This window comes from Streptomyces akebiae, from assembly GCF_019599145.1.
GTDB lineage: Bacteria > Actinomycetota > Actinomycetes > Streptomycetales > Streptomycetaceae > Streptomyces > Streptomyces akebiae.
In genome coordinates this window covers 4845196-4860626 of the sequence record NZ_CP080647.1, presented here as the reverse complement: position 1 = coordinate 4860626, position 15431 = coordinate 4845196, and the positions used below count along the sequence as shown (strand labels likewise).

Annotated in this window: 13 protein-coding genes; 9 read left to right on the top strand and 4 right to left on the bottom strand. The window is 72.9% G+C overall.

Annotated elements, in window-relative coordinates; genetic code table 11:
• The first annotated feature begins 14 nt into the window (after positions 1-14).
• The gene (locus K1J60_RS20930) at positions 15-581 is read left to right on the top strand and encodes a hypothetical protein (RefSeq protein WP_220647540.1); all 567 of its coding nucleotides are present in this window, start codon (positions 15-17) and stop codon (positions 579-581) included.
• A 9-nt stretch (positions 582-590) separates the two neighbouring features.
• On the opposite strand, the gene helR is transcribed toward K1J60_RS20930, so the two are convergent.
• Both helR and K1J60_RS45995 read right to left on the bottom strand, forming a co-directional pair.
• The gene (helR, locus tag K1J60_RS20920; RefSeq protein ID WP_259407834.1) at positions 591-2960 is read right to left on the bottom strand and encodes an RNA polymerase recycling motor ATPase HelR; all 2370 of its coding nucleotides are present in this window, start codon (positions 2958-2960) and stop codon (positions 591-593) included.
• Between the two features lie 359 nt (positions 2961-3319).
• Positions 3320-4705 carry a glycosyltransferase gene (locus tag K1J60_RS45995; RefSeq protein WP_259407833.1) on the bottom strand — a complete coding sequence of 462 codons (1386 nt, stop codon included), beginning with the start codon at positions 4703-4705 and terminating at the stop codon, positions 3320-3322.
• 390 nt (positions 4706-5095) lie between these two features.
• On the opposite strand from K1J60_RS45995, the gene K1J60_RS20910 reads away from it, so the two are divergent.
• The 3 genes from K1J60_RS20910 to K1J60_RS20900 all read left to right on the top strand — a co-directional run bounded on the left by K1J60_RS20910 (position 5096) and on the right by K1J60_RS20900 (position 8472).
• Positions 5096-5503, top strand: coding sequence for a YciI family protein (locus tag K1J60_RS20910; protein WP_220647539.1), 408 nt, complete (start codon positions 5096-5098; stop codon positions 5501-5503).
• Between the two features lie 17 nt (positions 5504-5520).
• Positions 5521-6660, top strand: a complete 1140-nt coding sequence (locus K1J60_RS20905; protein WP_220651592.1) for an RNA polymerase sigma factor — start codon at positions 5521-5523, stop codon at positions 6658-6660.
• A gap of 264 nt (positions 6661-6924) precedes the next feature.
• Positions 6925-8472, top strand: coding sequence for a carbohydrate-binding protein (locus tag K1J60_RS20900; RefSeq protein ID WP_259407832.1), 1548 nt, complete (start codon positions 6925-6927; stop codon positions 8470-8472).
• Between the two features lie 320 nt (positions 8473-8792).
• Here the strand turns inward: K1J60_RS20900 and K1J60_RS20895 are convergent, their stop codons facing one another.
• Both K1J60_RS20895 and K1J60_RS20890 read right to left on the bottom strand, forming a co-directional pair.
• Positions 8793-9206: a VOC family protein gene (locus K1J60_RS20895; RefSeq protein ID WP_220647537.1), complete on the bottom strand. Its 414-nt coding sequence runs from the start codon at positions 9204-9206 to the stop codon at positions 8793-8795.
• A gap of 131 nt (positions 9207-9337) precedes the next feature.
• Positions 9338-9550 carry a transporter substrate-binding domain-containing protein gene (locus tag K1J60_RS20890; protein ID WP_220647536.1) on the bottom strand — a complete coding sequence of 71 codons (213 nt, stop codon included), beginning with the start codon at positions 9548-9550 and terminating at the stop codon, positions 9338-9340.
• Positions 9551-9567: 17 nt separating this feature from the next.
• On the opposite strand from K1J60_RS20890, the gene K1J60_RS20885 reads away from it, so the two are divergent.
• The 5 genes from K1J60_RS20885 (at position 9568) to K1J60_RS20870 (ending at position 15363) form a co-directional block, all read left to right on the top strand.
• A complete protein-coding gene (locus K1J60_RS20885) occupies positions 9568-10122 on the top strand; it encodes a small VCP/p97-interacting protein (RefSeq protein ID WP_259407831.1) in 555 nt (184 codons plus the stop codon).
• Positions 10047-10304, top strand: coding sequence for an ArsR/SmtB family transcription factor (locus tag K1J60_RS45990; protein WP_259407830.1), 258 nt, complete (start codon positions 10047-10049; stop codon positions 10302-10304). The genes K1J60_RS20885 and K1J60_RS45990 overlap by 76 nt, the downstream gene beginning before the upstream one ends.
• A 144-nt stretch (positions 10305-10448) precedes the next feature.
• The gene (dacB, locus tag K1J60_RS20880; protein ID WP_220647535.1) at positions 10449-11813 is read left to right on the top strand and encodes a D-alanyl-D-alanine carboxypeptidase/D-alanyl-D-alanine endopeptidase; all 1365 of its coding nucleotides are present in this window, start codon (positions 10449-10451) and stop codon (positions 11811-11813) included.
• Between the two features lie 407 nt (positions 11814-12220).
• Positions 12221-14683 (top strand): sensor histidine kinase, encoded by a 2463-nt coding sequence (locus tag K1J60_RS46785; protein ID WP_220651591.1) that lies wholly within the window; start codon positions 12221-12223, stop codon positions 14681-14683.
• Positions 14680-15363, top strand: a complete 684-nt coding sequence (locus tag K1J60_RS20870; RefSeq protein WP_220647534.1) for a response regulator — start codon at positions 14680-14682, stop codon at positions 15361-15363. The genes K1J60_RS46785 and K1J60_RS20870 overlap by 4 nt, the downstream gene beginning before the upstream one ends.
• Positions 15364-15431: the final 68 nt, after the last annotated feature.

The following is a 15431-nucleotide window of genomic DNA, read 5'->3' as shown; positions in this document are numbered from 1 at the left end:
GGAGGCGTCATCGCATGACCATCGCCAAGGTCGTCCCGGCCTCGCGACAGCGGACAGCCATCGCGGTGACCGGGCATCTGGACCTGACCGAGAAGACCGTCCCACTCGTGCGTGAGGCGTTGGACGACCTGCTCAGACCGTACGCCGCGGACGGTCGCCCCGGCGGCCCCGGAGGCCCCGACGGCCCCGGCAGCTCCCTCGTCGGGGTGTCCTGTATCGCCAAGGGGGCCGACACGGTCTTCGCCGAAGCCGTGCTCGGTCTCGGCGGGCGGCTGATCGTCGTCGTGCCCTCGCGCGACTATCGGCGGAACACCGTCGAGCCTGCGCACGGGGACGCGTACGACCGGCTCGTCGAGGCCGCCGGGGAGGTCGTCGTGCTTCCCTACGAGACGGCCGACCGGGAGGCGTACGAGGCCGCCAACGCCGTACTCATCCAGCGGGCCGATCGGCTCGTGGCCGTATGGGACGGTGCGCCGCCCACCGGCAAGGGCGGCGGCACCGCCGATGCCGTGCTCGCAGCGCGGGGGGCCGGGATCCCCGTGGACGTCGTCTGGCCGGACGGGGCCGCTCGCGGCGGATGAACGTCGGGCTCAGGAGGTGGTCGTGAGGATCACCAGTCGTTGGGTCGCCCGGGTCATCGCCACGTAGTGGTCCACCGCTCCCTCGATGCCCTCACCGAAGGTTTCCGGGTCGATGAGGACCACGAGGTCGAATTCGAGGCCCTTCGACAGTTCGGGGGTGAGGTGGCGGACTCGGGGGGTCGGGGGGACGCGCGTCGCGGAGCTCGGCGCGGTGATCACGCACGCGGTTCCGTCGGTGGTGGTGGACAGCCAGGTGCCCAGGGTCGTGCTCAGGGCGGTGTTCAGGGCGGTGTTCAGGTCCGAGGGCAGGTCTGATGTCAGGTCCGAGGTCAGGTTCGACGCCAGGTCCGAGGTCAGGTTCGACGCCAGGTCCGAGGTCAGGTCCGACGTCAGGATGCGTTCGACCGGGATGCCGTTGCTGCGGATGGACGTCGGGACGTTCGCGTCGGGGAGGGCGGCCCGGATCACCGGTTCCGCCTCCGTCATGATCTCTTCCGGGGTGCGGTAGTTGATGGTGAGGGAGGACTGCGTGATGCGGTCCAGGCCCACCCTCTTCAGACGGTCCTCCCAGGACTCCGTGAAGCCGTGCCTGGCCTGGGCGCGGTCCCCGACGATCGTGAAACTGCGGGACGGGCAGCGCTGCAGCAGCATCTGCCATTCCGCGTCGGTCAGTTCCTGCGCCTCGTCCACGACGATGTGGGCGAAGGGGCCCGCCAGCAGGTCCGGGTCGGCGGTGTGGAGTTCGGCGTCGTCGACCAGGCTCACCTGGGCGTCCTCGCCGCGCAGCATCGTCACCAGGCCTTCGCCGTCGTCGCCGTCGGCGCCGGAGTTGGACACCGCCTCGATCAGGTTGTCCACGACCTGGGTCATGCGCTCGCGCTGGGCGGCGAGGGTGGCCGCGTGGCGGCGTTTGCGGCGGGCCGTCTCCGGGTCGCCCAGGCGTTGACGGGCGGCGTCGAGGAGGGGGAGGTCGGAGGTCGTCCAGGCCTGGGGGTCGTCGCGCTGGAGGCGCCGCACTTCGTCACGGGTCAGCCAGGGGGCGCACAGCCGCAGGTACGCCGGTACCGACCACAGGTCCCCCACCAGGTCCGCCGCCTCCAGAAGCGGCCAGGCCCGGTTGAAGGTCGTGACCAGGTCCCTGTTCTGGAGGAGGGCCCTGCGCAGGAGGGCGGGTGGTACGGCCGCCTCGGACTCGGCATCCCCGGCGGGATCGGCGGCGGTTTGCGCCTCGTGCCTGTCGGTCAGGATGGTGAGCAGTTCCTCCCAGACCTGGTGGCGGGCCTCGTTGTGCGGGGTGCCCGGTTCCGCCGCGTCGAAGGCCGCGGTCCAGTCGGCGGGGCTCAGCCGGATGTCGGACCAGGGTGTCGTGACCGTCATGCCCTCGGTGGGCGGTTCCTCGTAGAAGCGGACGGCCTTCTCGATGCCGCCCACCAGCGCCGCCGACGACTTCAGACGCGCCACCTCCGGGTCGGGCTCGACACCGGCCGCCGCCCCCTCCTCGACCAGGTCCCGCAGGATGCACGTCTGCACGCCCTCCTCGCCGAGGCTGGGCAGGACGTCGGCGACGTAGGAGAGGTACGGGCGGTGGGGGCCGACGAAGAGGACGCCGCCCCGGCGGTGGCCCAGACGGGGGTCGGAGTGGAGGAGGTAGGCGGAGCGGTGCAGGGCGACGACCGTCTTGCCGGTGCCGGGGCCGCCGTCCACGACCAGCGCGCCCCGGGAACTCGCGCGGATGACGGCGTCCTGGTCGGCCTGGATGGTGCCGAGCACGTCCCGCATGCGCTCGGACCTGTTGGTGCCCAGGCTGGCGATGAACGCGGACTGGTCGTCGAGGGCGGCGGTGTGGTGGTGGTCGGTGCGGCTGTCGAGTGCGGAGGAGGAGAAGATCTCGTCCCAGTAGTCGCTGACACGGCCGTCGGTCCAGCGGTAGCGGCGGCGGCTGGTGAGGCCCATCGGGTTGGCGTGCGTCGCGCCGAAGAAGGGCTCGGCGGCGGGGGAGCGCCAGTCGATCAGCAGGCGGCGGCCCGTGGTGCTGTCGGTGAGGCCCAGGCGGCCGATGTAGACGGGGGTCTCCGGGGCGTCCTCGGTCACCATGTGGCCGAGGCACAGGTCCAGGCCGAAGCGGCGCAGGGTGCGCAGACGGGCGGTCAGGCGGTGGATCTCCGTGTCGCGGTCCATGGCGTGCCGGCCCAGGCCGCCGGGGGCCCGCCGTTCGGCGTCGAGCTGCGCGGAGGCCTCGGCGATCGACTGGGCGAGGCAGGTGGCGAGGGCCGCGAAGTGCCGCTCGTCGGTCGAGATGAGGGAGGGGTCGGCTTTCGCGGCTAGTCGGTCGGGGAGGCGGAACGCGCTGGGGTTGGTGGGGATGGTCGGGGGGTTCATCTCATTGACTCCGAACGTCATGTGCGCGTGCTTCGAGTGTGGGGGTGCGGGCGGCGGTCCTGCGGGGCGGGGGTGCCTCGGGGGGTGGGGTGCGTCGTGACGGGGGTGGGGTGGGGTGGTGCCTTGTGGGCGGGGGTGCGTCACAGGGAGTGGGTGTGCCGCATGGCGTGGTGTGCCGTGGCCTGGGGGCGGCTCACGCCGGTCGTGGGGCCCGGAGTACCGGTCGTGGGCCCCGGCCGCCGGTCGACCAGCCCGCCAGTCACAGGCCCTGGCCCTGGCCCTGGCCCTGGCGCTGGCCCACCGGTCGTACGCCCCTGCCCGCCCGCCACCCCCCCCGCTCACGCCGGCACGGGCCCCGCTCACGCCGGCGCCGCCGACCCCCGCCGCTCCCTTCCGTACGTGTCGAGCAGCAGCCGCGCCGCCCGCGTCGCCCCGTCCGGCAGGACCATCCCGGCCACCTCGGCCGCCCGCGCCGCCGTCTCCGGCGCCAGGGCCGGCTTCAGTGCCGCCGACAGGGACTCGAACGTCGGGGTCGGGCCGTCGTGGGCCACGCCGATGCCCAGGTCGGCCACCCGGCCCGCGAAGTACGGCTGGTCCGCGCCCTGGGGCACCACCACCTGGGGCGCGCCCGCCCAGGTCGCCGTCGTCGTCGTACCCGCGCCCCCGTGGTGGACGACGGCGGCGACGCGGCGGAACAGCGCGTGGTGGTTGGCCTCGCCGACGACGAAGCAGTCGTCCCGGTCGTCGAGGACGGCCAGTTCCGCCCAGCCCCGGGAGAGGATCACGCGGCGACCGTGCGCGCGGATCGCCTCGACGCAGGCTCGGGCGACATCCTCCGAGCCGCCGATGGCGATGCTGCCGAAGCCGACGTACACGGGCGGCGCGCCCGCGTCCAGGAACGCCACCAGCTCGGCCGCGAGCGGTCTCTCGTCCGGCACGATCCATGTGCCGGTCTGCACGACGCCGTCGACGCCGAGGCCGAAGGACGGCGGTTCGCGTCGTACGCCCTCTGCGGCGGCCTCGACCTCCGGCGGTTCGCGTCGTACGCCCTCTGCGGCGGCCTCGACCTCCGGCGGTTCGCGTCGTACGCCCTCCCCCGCGACCTCGACCTCCGACGGCGACCTCCATGGATCCAGCACCGGATCCGTCGCCAGCCACGGCCGGTCGGTGAAGACGTGGTCGCGGACGTCGGCCACCGGTGGCAGGCCGACCGACGTCCGGTGGGTGTTGATCACGTCACCGAACAGGTCGTTCGCGCTCCGGGCGTCGAAGTCCCAGAGGGCGCGGTTGTCGGTCGTGTCCGTCGGCAACGGCCGCCCCGGCCGGGCCATCGGCGGATGGTGGGGCGACGGCAAGGAGACGGACTGGAAGCTCGCGTACACGTACGGAATGCCCAGCTTGTCGGCCACCGACCGCACACAGGCCGCGGCCGGGAGCAGCCCCGTCGCCACCAGGACGTCACAGCCTTCGGCCGCCTCGGCGACCGTGTCGAACTCCGCGAGCAACTCGGCCGCACGCCGGGGCACGCCGCCCGGCGTCGGCGGCGCCGCCGCGGTCATCAGCGCACGTACGGGGCGGCCGAACGGCACCAGCGGTACGCCGACACCTGCCAGCCGCCGCGCGAACTCCTCGTCCGGCGGCGCGCACACCCGCACCTCCGCGTCGAGTTCACGCAGCCGGACCGCGAGTCCCACCAGCGGCTCGACGCCCCCGCGCGAGTCGTAGTTCGCCAACAGCACACGCATCCAAGCGCCCCCGGTTTTCGTCGATTCAGGCTCAGGCCGGAGATTCTGCGGCACCACGGGGGCCTTGCCGCAAGCCCCCCGGTGCGCTATACGTTGAGAGTGGCAAGGAGTGCATGACCTCCTTGCCTTTGTCGTTTCCGGCTTCGTTTCCGGCTCGTGCCCGGCCCTCCGTCCCGCCTGCCGCCCCGGGGCCGCCGCTGTCGCGGTCCCCGCTACCGGCCGTCCGCGGCCCTTGCACCGCCGGCACCCGCTCCCGCCCGGCTCCCGAAAAAGTCCCCGGAAAAAGTCCCCCGGAAAAAGTCCGACGGCGATGTCGAGAACCCGAGTCCCGCTCCGTCCCCGGGTTGAACGCGACCACAATGAGTCGCACGAGCCCCGAGGAGTACGACGATGGCCAAGTACCTGCTGCTGAAGCACTACCGAGGCGCCCCGGCCCCGGTCAACGACGTGCCGATGGACCAGTGGAGCCCCGATGAGATCTCGGCGCACATGCAGTACATGAACGACTTCGCCGCCCGGCTGGAGAAGACCGGCGAGTTCGTCGACGGCCAGGCGCTCGCGCCTGAGGGGGCGTGGGTCCGCTACGACGGTGAGGGGCGCCCGCCGGTCACCGACGGCCCGTTCGCCGAGACCAAGGACCTGATCGCCGGCTGGATGATCATCGACGTCGACAGCTACGAGCGTGCCGTCGAGCTGGCCGGGGAGCTGTCGGCCGCCCCCGGTGCGGGCGGCAAGCCGATCCACGAGTGGCTGGAGGTGCGCCCGTTCTACGGCGTGCAGCCCACCATCACGGAGTGACAACACCGGTGTCCACCATGGACGAGGTCCTGCTCAGGAGCCTCACGCCCAGCGTGCTCACCGTCCTCGTCCGCCGCGGAGCCGACTTCGCGGCGGCCGAGGACGCCGTGCAGGACGCGCTGGTCGAGGCGCTCCGCGTCTGGCCGGCCGACCCGCCGCGGGATCCCAAGGGCTGGCTGGTCACCGTGGCCTGGCGCAAGTTCCTCGACGCGGCCCGCGCCGACGCCGCCCGCCGTCGGCGTGAGGACCGCGTCGAGGAGGAGCCGGTGGCCGGGCCCGCGCCCGCCGTGGACGACACGCTCCAGCTCTACTTCCTGTGCGCCCACCCGTCGCTCACCCCCGCGTCGGCGGTCGCGCTCACCCTGCGCGCCGTCGGCGGGCTCACCACCCGGCAGATCGCCGAGGCCTACCTCGTGCCCGAGGCGACCATGGCGCAGCGCATCAGTCGGGCGAAGCGGACTGTCTCCGGCGTGCGCCTCGACCGGCCGGCCGACGTCGCCACCGTGCTGCGCGTGCTCTACCTCGTCTTCAACGAGGGCTACTCCGGCGACGTCGACCTCGCGGCCGAGGCCATCCGGCTCACCCGGCAGCTCGCGGCCGCGATCGACCATCCCGAGGTGGCCGGGCTACTCGCCCTCATGCTGCTCCACCACGCCCGGCGCGCCGCCCGGACCGCGCCCGACGGCAGCCTGGTGCCGCTCGCCGAACAGGACCGCGGCCGGTGGGACACGCGTCTCATCGCCGACGGCGTGCGGATCCTTCAGGCGGCCCTCGCGCGCGACCGGCTCGGCGAGTTCCAGGCCCAGGCCGCCATCGCCGCTCTCCACGCCGACGCGCCCACCGCCGACGAGACCGACTGGGTGCAGATCGTCGAGTGGTACGACGAGCTGGCCCGTCTGACCGACAACCCCATCGTCCGGCTCAACCGCGCGGTCGCCGTCGGCGAGGCCGACGGACCCCGCGCCGGTCTGGCCGCGCTCGCCGAACTGGACGACTCCCTGCCCCGCCACACCGCGGTCGCGGCCCACCTCCACGAGCGTGACGGCGACCTGGCCAAAGCCGCACGGCTCTACACCGAGGCCGCCGACAAGGCCCCCAACCTCGCCGAACGCGCCCACCTCACCCGCCAGGCCGCCCGGCTCAACGCCCGCCGGTAACGCCTACCGCCCACGCAGCACGGCGTTCACATGCTCAGACAGGCGTCACTTCCTCAGATGATGTCTCCCGCTTTGCGCTGACCCTTCGCCCATCTCGGTTCATCCATGTGAACAAAAGTTTGCGCGTTCTATTGACGTGCTCAGTTCACCCCCGGACACTCCCTCCCAGGGAAAGCGCTTTCTGCATGCACTTCGGACCACATTCTGGATCTCATCCCTGGAGACCGAACGATGCAATCGACGCACGTGAGACCCGTCATGGCGATGGCGAGCGCAAGCCTGGTGGCAGGGCTGCTGGTCGCGCTGTCCGGTACGGCGGCGCAGGCCGCGACCACCCGGTACGAGGCCGAGACGGCACCCGCCGTCTGCACCGGGACGATCGACTCCGACTGGACCGGATACTCGGGCAGCGGATTCTGCAACGGCACCAACGCCGCCGGCGCCTACGCACAGTTCACCGTGTCCGCACCCGCATCGGGCACGGCGACCCTGTCCGTCCGGTTCGCCAACGGCACCACGGCCGCGCGGGCCGCGAGCGTCACCGTGAACGGAACGACCGCCGCGACCACGTCCTTCGAGACCACCGGCACCTGGACGGCGTGGACCACCAAGACGTTGACCGTGCCGGTCACGTCGGGCAGCAACGTCATCCGGATCAACCCCACTGCCGCCACCGGGCTCCCCAACATCGACTACCTCGACGCCAACGTGCCCGACGGCGGCAACACCACCCCGCCGCCGTCGAGTTCCGCCCTCTACGTCTCGCCGACCGGGACCGACAGCGCGGCCGGCACCGTCTCGGCCCCCACCACCCTCACCTCGGCCATCAGCCGGATCACGGCCGGCGGGACGATCTACCTGCGCGGCGGCACGTACGCCCAGGCGTCGACCGTCACGATCCCGGTCGGCAGCTCCGGGACCTCCGCCGCCCGTACGACCCTGACCGCCTACCCGGGCGAGACGCCGGTCCTCAACTTCTCCGCGCAGAGCGAGAGTTCGTCGAACCGAGGGCTGCAGCTCAACGCCTCGTACTGGCACGTCAAGGGCCTCGTCGTCGAGCGGGCCGGGGACAACGGCATCTACGTCGGCGGCAGCAACAACGTCGTCGAGCGCACGGTGACCCGCTTCAACCGTGACACGGGGCTCCAGCTCGGCCGTATCTCCTCCACCTCGCCCAGCAGCGAGTGGCCCGCCAACAACCTCATCCTGAGCGCCGAGTCGCACGACAACGCCGACTCCGACGGCGAGGACGCGGACGGGTTCGCGGCGAAGCTGACGACCGGGTCCGGGAACGTGTTCCGGTACGCCGTCGCCCACAACAACATCGACGACGGCTGGGACCTCTACACCAAGCCGGACACCGGACCCATCGGCCCGGTGACCATCGAGGACTCCCTCGCCTACGAGAACGGCACGCTCAGCGACGGCTCGCAGGCCGGCAACGGCGACCGCAACGGCTACAAGCTCGGCGGCGACGACATCGCCGTGAACCACATCGTCCGGCGCAGCATCGCCTACGACAACGGCAAGCACGGTTTCACGTGGAACAGCAACCCGGGCACCATGGCGGTCTCCGGCAACGTGAGCATCGACAACACCGAGCGGAACTTCAACTTCGACGGCGGTACATCTGTGTTCCGCGACAACACCTCCTGCCGTAGCGGGAGCGGGACGAACGACCGGATCATCGGCAGCTCCGACAGCTCCAACCAGTTCTGGTCCGGGACGAACGGGTCCCGGTGCTCTGCGTACTCCGGCGGGCTGCACTGGTCCTTCGGCAGCGACGGCAAGTTGAACGTCACCTTCGGCTGAGGGACGCGCGTGCCGTGCCGGTCGTCTCGACGACGGCCGTCACGGCACGCGCGTACGCCTCCGGGCGGGTCACATGGGGGATGCGGCCCGCGCACCCGACGTGGTGACCAGGCCCTGCGGCCCTGAAAGACAGCGGCCCTGAAAGACAGCGGCCTCGAAAGACAGCGGCCCTGCGGGCCTGGCCCTGCGGGCCCGACTCTGCGGGCCCGACCCTGCTTCTCAGGGCGCGGGGGCTGGGCGGGCGGCCACCACGACGCACCCGCGTCCGTAGGCGTTCGGCCCCGCGCCCGTAGGCGCTCACCTCCACGAGCCGTCGGCGATCAGCCCTGCGGCTCGCTGATGTTGACCATCCACGGGACGCCGAAGCGGTCCGTGCACATGCCGAAGACGTCGCCCCACATCTGCTTGTCGAGCGGGACGGAGACGGTGCCGCCCGCGGAGAGCTTCTCCCAGTAGCCCCGCAGTTCGGTGTCGTCCTCGCCGCTGAGGCTCACGGAGAAGCCGCCGCCGGGCTGGTACTCCATGCCGGGCGGGGTGTCGGCGCCCATGAGGGTGAAGCCGTTCGGTGCCTCCAGCATGCCGTGCATGATCTTGTCGGACTCCGGGGCGCCGGGCTGGCCGAAGTTGCCGAAGGTGTGCAGCGTCAGCTCGCCGCCGAAGACCTCCTTGTAGAACTCCATCGCCTGCCGGGCGTCGCCGTCGAAACTGAGGTACGGGTTGAGCCGCGAGACCATGAGAACCTCCCTGAAACGGACAAACGGGCGTACGGTCGGTTGGTCCGGAGACTAGCTCCCGGCACTGACAACGGCATGCCGGGAGCGGGAGCGGGGGCGGGGGCGGGGGGCGAGGGAGCCTCGGAGCGCGGTCAGATCTTCGTCGGCTCCAGGTCCGTGCTGGCTATCTGGGAGGCCGGCTTCCGGCGGACCGTGAGGAGGTCGGCGGCGATCGGGTCGTGGAAGTGCTTCCGGTAGAGCCTGACGTAGGTGCCGTCCTCGATCATGGCGTCGATCTGGGTGCCGAGGTCCTCGACGAGCTGCGGGACCCCCGGCGATCCACTGGGCGCGCGGCCTGGAGGCATACGGGACCGACCCCGGGATGCCGTTGGACCGGGTACCGGAGGAACAGGCCCAGCGGGAAGGGCTGTTGGAGGCGGCGGAGCGACGGTCGACGGCCCGGTCGGAGCCGGCGCGCAGGCTGCTGCACGCGCCGGAGTCACTGCGTACGGATCTGCTGGATCTGCTGGGCCGGGCCGCGCGGGCACTGGAACCCGATCTGGCGCGGGCCGCCCGGGCGATCTCGGGGCAACTGCCGGGGCTGCGCAGGGCGGTCGAGCACGACGGACCCGGCCGGGCGCTCGCCGCCCTGGACCCGGCGGCCTCGTACCGGGACGGGCCGCCCCGCGTGGTCTTCGACAAGTTCCACCACGGCATCGTGAACGTCGCCACGGCACCCGTCCCGGTCGTGCCGCCGGTGTTCGGCGGCCCGCACCTGCTGGTCAAGCACGAGCCGGGGTTCGCGGCGGTCGTGCAGTACCGCTGTTGCAGGAGACCGACGACCAGCCCGGTTGCGCGACCGTGCACCGGCGGTTGGAGGTGCTGCGGGACCCCGGTCGGCAGCGCATCGCCCGGGCCGTCGCCCGCGAGCCGCTGACCCCCTCCGAGTTGGCCACCAGGGGCGGGATGTCCCTGCCCCAGGTCTCCCGGCATCTGGCCCGACTGCGCGAGGCCGGCCTCGTCATGGTCGAGCGAGACGGCCGTCGCGCCTGCTGCCAACTCCACCTGGAACGCGTACGCCGCCTCGGCGACGACCTCCTCACGGCCCTCTTCCACTGACCGGTTTCCGCACCGGACCGGGTGGTTGTGGTCGCCGTCACCAAGGAGAGAGTGCGTCAAGTCTTCACAAAGTACCCGGCGGTAGTGCGAGCGACGACTGTTACTTTCTCTTTCAAGTTTTCCTCCCCCCACCGAGGTCCTCGCATGTCCAGTCCCACCCCCTCCCTCCGCACGAGCGGCCGGCACCGCAAGGCCAAGGCCCCGAACCCGGCGCTCCGGCGGGCGGCCGTGCTCGCCGTGGTCACCCCCGTCGCCGGCACGATCCTGGCCGGGACGTCCGCCTTCGCCGCCGACAAGACCACCGCGAAGGCGGCGACGACCGCGCCCGACGCCACCGCATCCGACGCCGCCTCGCTCGACGCCGCCGAACAGAAGATCGCGGACGACCTGGACACGCGCAGCCAGGACACCCGTCTCGGCAGCAGGCTCAGCGGTGTCGTCATCGACGCCAAGTCGGACAAGGTGGTGTGGGGCCACGACGCGGACACCGCGCTGATGGCCGCGTCCAACACGAAACTCGCCACTGCCACGGCCGCGTTGACGGTCCTGGGCCCGGACCACCGGCTCACCACGAAGGTCGTCTACGGCGACGGCACGCTCACCCTCGTCGGCGGCGGCGACCGCACACTGACCACCGACGACCTCGACGCACTCGCCAAGACCGCCGTCGCCGGGCTGAAGAACGCCGGGCTGACCTCCGTGAAGGTCCGTATCGACGACAGCCTCTTCCCGGAGCCGACCCTCGCGAACGGCTGGAACACGGGCTACTACCCCGACTCCGTCGCCCCCGTACGCGCCCTGGTCGTCGACTCGCACAACGTCGAGGACACCTCCCTCGACGCGGGCGGTGTCTTCGCGGGGCTCCTCGCCGAGCGCGGGGTCACGGTCGACGGGGAGGTCTCGCGCGGGATGGTCGGCAAGGGCGACGTGCCCGTCGCCACGCACACGTCCGACAAGCTGTCCACGATCGTGAAGCAGATGCTCAAGGTCAGCGACAACGACATCGCCGAGTCGCTGCTGCGGCTCACCGCGCTCGGCGCCGGCCGCTCCGCCACCTTCGAGGACGGGACCGCCGTCGTGCGTGACGTCCTCACCCGGTACGGCATCTCGCTCGACAACTTCGCGATGTACGACGGCAGCGGGCTGTCCCGCGCGACCCGGATCCCGGCGCGGACCATCGCCGACATCGTCGACCTAACCGCCGACCCCCGGCACGCGCAGACGCTGAAGTACGTCATCGACGGGCTGCCCGTCTCCGGTGAGGCCGGAGCCACGCTGGGCCCGGAGTTCGGGCGCTTCGACACCGCCGACTCCAGCTGCGCGGTCGGTCAGGTCAAGGCCAAGACCGGCACGCTCACCGGTGCCGTCGCCCTCAGCGGTCTCACCCAGGCCCAGGACGGCCGCTGGAAGGTCTTCTCGTTCATCGAGAACGACTCCACCGCCGGGGCGAACGACATCAAGGACGCCCTGGACGGCCTCGCGGCCACGGTCAACGGTTGCTGGGCGTAGCGCGCGCCCGCCCCTGAGCCCTCACGGACGCCGGCAGCGGGAACGCCCGGCGTCTGCGGGCGCGGGCGCTGTCCACAGCCTGTGGACAGCGCCCGCGCCCTGCACGCCCTGCACGCCCTGCACGCCCTGTGCGGCCTGTGCGGCCTGTGCGCCCCGCACCCGGCGACGACGACGCAGGACGCAGGACGGCCGACGACCCCGGCAGACCGCGCAACCCCGGCAGCGCCCCTCGCCAGCCACGGCCCGTGCTCCCAGGAGGTCCAACCTCACAAGTCCCGGCCTCCGGCGGGACGGGCCTCCGGCAGGGCCCACCCCCCGTCGGCGCCTATAACCCAGGTACGAGGAGGACCTCGGTCTTCAGCCGGACTCGGGGCGGGTCGGCTCCGCTCTAGCCTGGGGGCGCCATGATGCGGACAGAGGACGACCGGCTGCTCCCGGTCCTGTTGATCGTCGCCCAGGCCGTGGTGTGGCCCGGGGCGGCACTGGTGCGTGGGACCGTCCCGAGCGGGGCGGCCCTGCTGGTGGCGGCCCTGGTCGCCGGAGTCGTGACGGCCGCGCTGGCGCTGCGCCGCAGTCGCCCGGTGGCCGCCCTCGTCGTGGTCGCCGTCGCGTGCGCGCTGGGCGCGGGCCCGCTGCCCGTCGGGGCGACGGCCCTGCTCGGCACGGCGGGCGTCGCGCTGGCCCTGTACACCGTGGCGACCGAACGCGACACCTTCACCGCCGTGTTGTGCGCGGTGGCGCTCGCCACCTGGCAGTTCCTCCAGCAGATCAGCCTGCACGGCCTCAGCGACCGCGCCGGCCTCGACGTCGTCCTCACCGCCCTGCTGTACGCCACCGTCTGCGGCGCCGGTCTCCTCGTACGGCGGTCCCGGCGCGCACGGTGGGCGGCCGAGCAGCGGCTGAAGCGGGCCGAGTCGGAGCGGCATCGGCTGCCGGCGGCCGAACGGCGGCGGATGGAACGGGAGTTGCATGATGTCAGCGCCCACCACCTGACGGCTGTCGTCGTCACGGCGGGGGCCGCGCTCGGACTGCGTGACCAGCGGCCCGAACTGGCCGGAGAGGCACTGGAGTTCGCCGTCGAGACCGGCCAGGAGGTCACCCGTGCGCTCGGTGCGGTGCGGGCACCGGCGCCCTCCCGGGAGGACCTGCCGTCGCCGGAGGAACGGCTGCTGGACCTGGTCGCCGGGTTCCGCCGCCTCGACCAGCGGATCGACTGCGAGATCGACCCCCTGCCGGACGGGGCCGTCGCGGACGCGGCGTACGGCATCGTGCGCGAGGGCCTGACCAACGTGGCCCGGTACGCGCCGGGCGCGCACACCCGGGTGCGGGTGCGCTACGGCGACGCCCGCACGGACGTCGTGGTCACGAGCGCGGCGCCGCCCGCCGGGACGACGGCGCACGCCTCGGGCCTCGGGGGCGGGCGCGGCCAGGGCTTCCTGCGCTCGCGGGCGCGGGAGGCGGGCGGAACGCTGACCAGCGGGCCGACGGGGGAGGGCGGTTGGGAGATCCGGGCGGCGCTGCCCGGCCGGACGGCGGCGCCGGTGGAGGCGGCGTTCCCGCGCGGCTACCGGGTGGCGCAGCTGGTGGCCGCGGTCGGACTCGTCCTGCAGCCCCTGCTCCCGGCGCTGGTCATCCGCCCGGACACCGCCACGGCCACCGAACAGGCCTCCCCCGGCACCCTCTTCGCCCTGCTCGCCGCGGCCCAGGCCCTCACGCTGCTGTGGCTCCCCCGCGCCCCCCGGACCGCTCTCACCGCCCTCCTCGCCCTCCCCCTCCTGTGGCCCCTGGCCATGACCACGGCCCACTACACCGGCCCACCCCTTCTCCCCCCGGCCCTGAGCCTCCTCACCACCTGCGCGGCCCTCGCGACCCGGACGGCACGCAGGATCGCGGAGGACCACCGGGCAGCCACGGAACCCACGACAGCCACGGAACCCACGACAGCCACGGCCACGACGGAGCGGGCGGCGGAGGCGGCGGGCAGGGCGAGCGCGGCGGACGGCGCGGCGCGCGGCGTTCCGCACGGGATGCGCGAGTCGGTGGTGTTTCCGCTCGCGGCCGTGGTCGCGCACAGCCTCGCCGGGGTCGTCGCCGTGGTCGGGCGGGGGACCGGGGTTTCCGTGTGGGTGGTCGGGGTCGCGGTGTGCGGTGGGGTGACGGTCGTGGTGGGGGGTGCCGTGTGGGGTGGGGTGGTGCGCGGGCGGCGGGAGAGGGACGCCCGGGGGGCGCGGGACGAGCGGGTCGCCGTGTGGACCGAGGAGGCCGTGCGGGACGCGTGGGCCGAGCGGCGGCGGATCGCGGCGGGCCTGGAGACGACCGTGCTGTCCCGGACCGCCGACATGGTCGTGGAGGCACGGGCGGGCCGGCTCGACGCGGTCGCGGACCGCGCCCGCGAGGCCCTCGCCGCGATGCGCGCCCTGCTCGACACCGTCCGCGACGGCGAACGCGGCGCGGACCCCGCCCGCCGTCCGCAGCCCACCCTCCAGGCCCTCGACCTGCTCGCCCACCAGAGCCGGGCCACCGGCCGCGACGTCCGGATAAGGCTGACCGACCGGGTGCCCGAGCGCCTGCCCACGGCCGTCGATCTGGCCGCCTACCACGCCGCCGAAACGATCCTCGCGGCCGGTGGCGACCAACCCGCGATGCTCGAATTCGACGCGGACGACGGTACGTTGACGCTCACCGCCACCGGGGTGCCGCGCGCCGCGCGCACCGCCGTACGGGAGCGGCTGACGGCCCGCGTCGCGCCGCTCGGCGGCACCCTGACCACCGGCGGTCCGGACACGGTCCACCTTCGGCTGCCGCTCGCCGCGGCACCGGTTCCGCAGCAGGGCGACGCGACAGAGGACGAAGAGGGAAGTGACGGATGAGCCTCAGGGTGCTGGTCGTCGACGACCAGGGCATCGTACGGGCGGGATTCGCCGCCGTGATCGACGCGGAGGAGGACATGACGGTCGTCGGTGAGGCCGCCGACGGCGCCGAAGCGGTGCGGCTGGCCGAGGAGCTGGCACCGGACGTCGTCGTCATGGACGTACGGATGCCCCAACTGGACGGCATCGCCGCGACCCGCATCATCACCGGCCGGGACGACGCGCCCCGCGTCCTCGTCCTGACCACCTTCGACCTCGACGCGTACGTCTTCGACGCCCTGCGCGCCGGCGCCTCCGGCTTCCTCCTCAAGGACGTGCACGCCGCCGAACTGCTGGCCGGCATCCGGGTGGTGGCCGCCGGCGAGAGTGTGCTCGCCCCGTCCGCGACCCGTCGCCTCATCGGCCACTACGCGTCCGGCACGACGCCGGCGACGGCGGACGCCGGCAGCCTCCGTGCCCTCGACACCCTGACCGACAGCCAGCGAGGCGTCCTCGCCCTGGTCGCCACCGGACTCACCAACGCGGAGATCGCCGAGGAACTCGGCATCACCGTCGGCACCGTGAAGTCCCACGTCAACGCCCTGCTCCGCAAACTCGGCCTGCGCGACCGCGTCCAGGCCACGATCCTCGCCTACGACCTGGGCCTGGCCCGCCCGAACCCCCCGGGCACCCACCTCTGAAGCCCCCGAGTCGCCCAGGCTCACCCCGGGACGACCAGGACCACCCCGAGCAGGACCACCCCGAGACC

Bases quoted from the DNA above. Each gene is read 5' to 3' on its own strand.
- K1J60_RS20930 (WP_220647540.1), top strand. From the start codon at position 15: ATGACCATCGCCAAGGTCGTCCCGGCCTCGCGACAGCGGACAGCCATC.
- helR (WP_259407834.1), bottom strand. From the start codon at position 2,960: ATGAACCCCCCGACCATCCCCACCAACCCCAGCGCGTTCCGCCTCCCC.
- K1J60_RS45995 (WP_259407833.1), bottom strand. From the start codon at position 4,705: ATGCGTGTGCTGTTGGCGAACTACGACTCGCGCGGGGGCGTCGAGCCG.
- K1J60_RS20910 (WP_220647539.1), top strand. From the start codon at position 5,096: ATGGCCAAGTACCTGCTGCTGAAGCACTACCGAGGCGCCCCGGCCCCG.
- K1J60_RS20905 (WP_220651592.1), top strand. From the start codon at position 5,521: ATGGACGAGGTCCTGCTCAGGAGCCTCACGCCCAGCGTGCTCACCGTC.
- K1J60_RS20900 (WP_259407832.1), top strand. From the start codon at position 6,925: ATGGCGAGCGCAAGCCTGGTGGCAGGGCTGCTGGTCGCGCTGTCCGGT.
- K1J60_RS20895 (WP_220647537.1), bottom strand. From the start codon at position 9,206: ATGGTCTCGCGGCTCAACCCGTACCTCAGTTTCGACGGCGACGCCCGG.
- K1J60_RS20890 (WP_220647536.1), bottom strand. From the start codon at position 9,550: ATGCCTCCAGGCCGCGCGCCCAGTGGATCGCCGGGGGTCCCGCAGCTC.
- K1J60_RS20885 (WP_259407831.1), top strand. From the start codon at position 9,568: ATGCCGTTGGACCGGGTACCGGAGGAACAGGCCCAGCGGGAAGGGCTG.
- dacB (WP_220647535.1), top strand. From the start codon at position 10,449: ATGTCCAGTCCCACCCCCTCCCTCCGCACGAGCGGCCGGCACCGCAAG.
- K1J60_RS46785 (WP_220651591.1), top strand. From the start codon at position 12,221: ATGCGGACAGAGGACGACCGGCTGCTCCCGGTCCTGTTGATCGTCGCC.
- K1J60_RS20870 (WP_220647534.1), top strand. From the start codon at position 14,680: ATGAGCCTCAGGGTGCTGGTCGTCGACGACCAGGGCATCGTACGGGCG.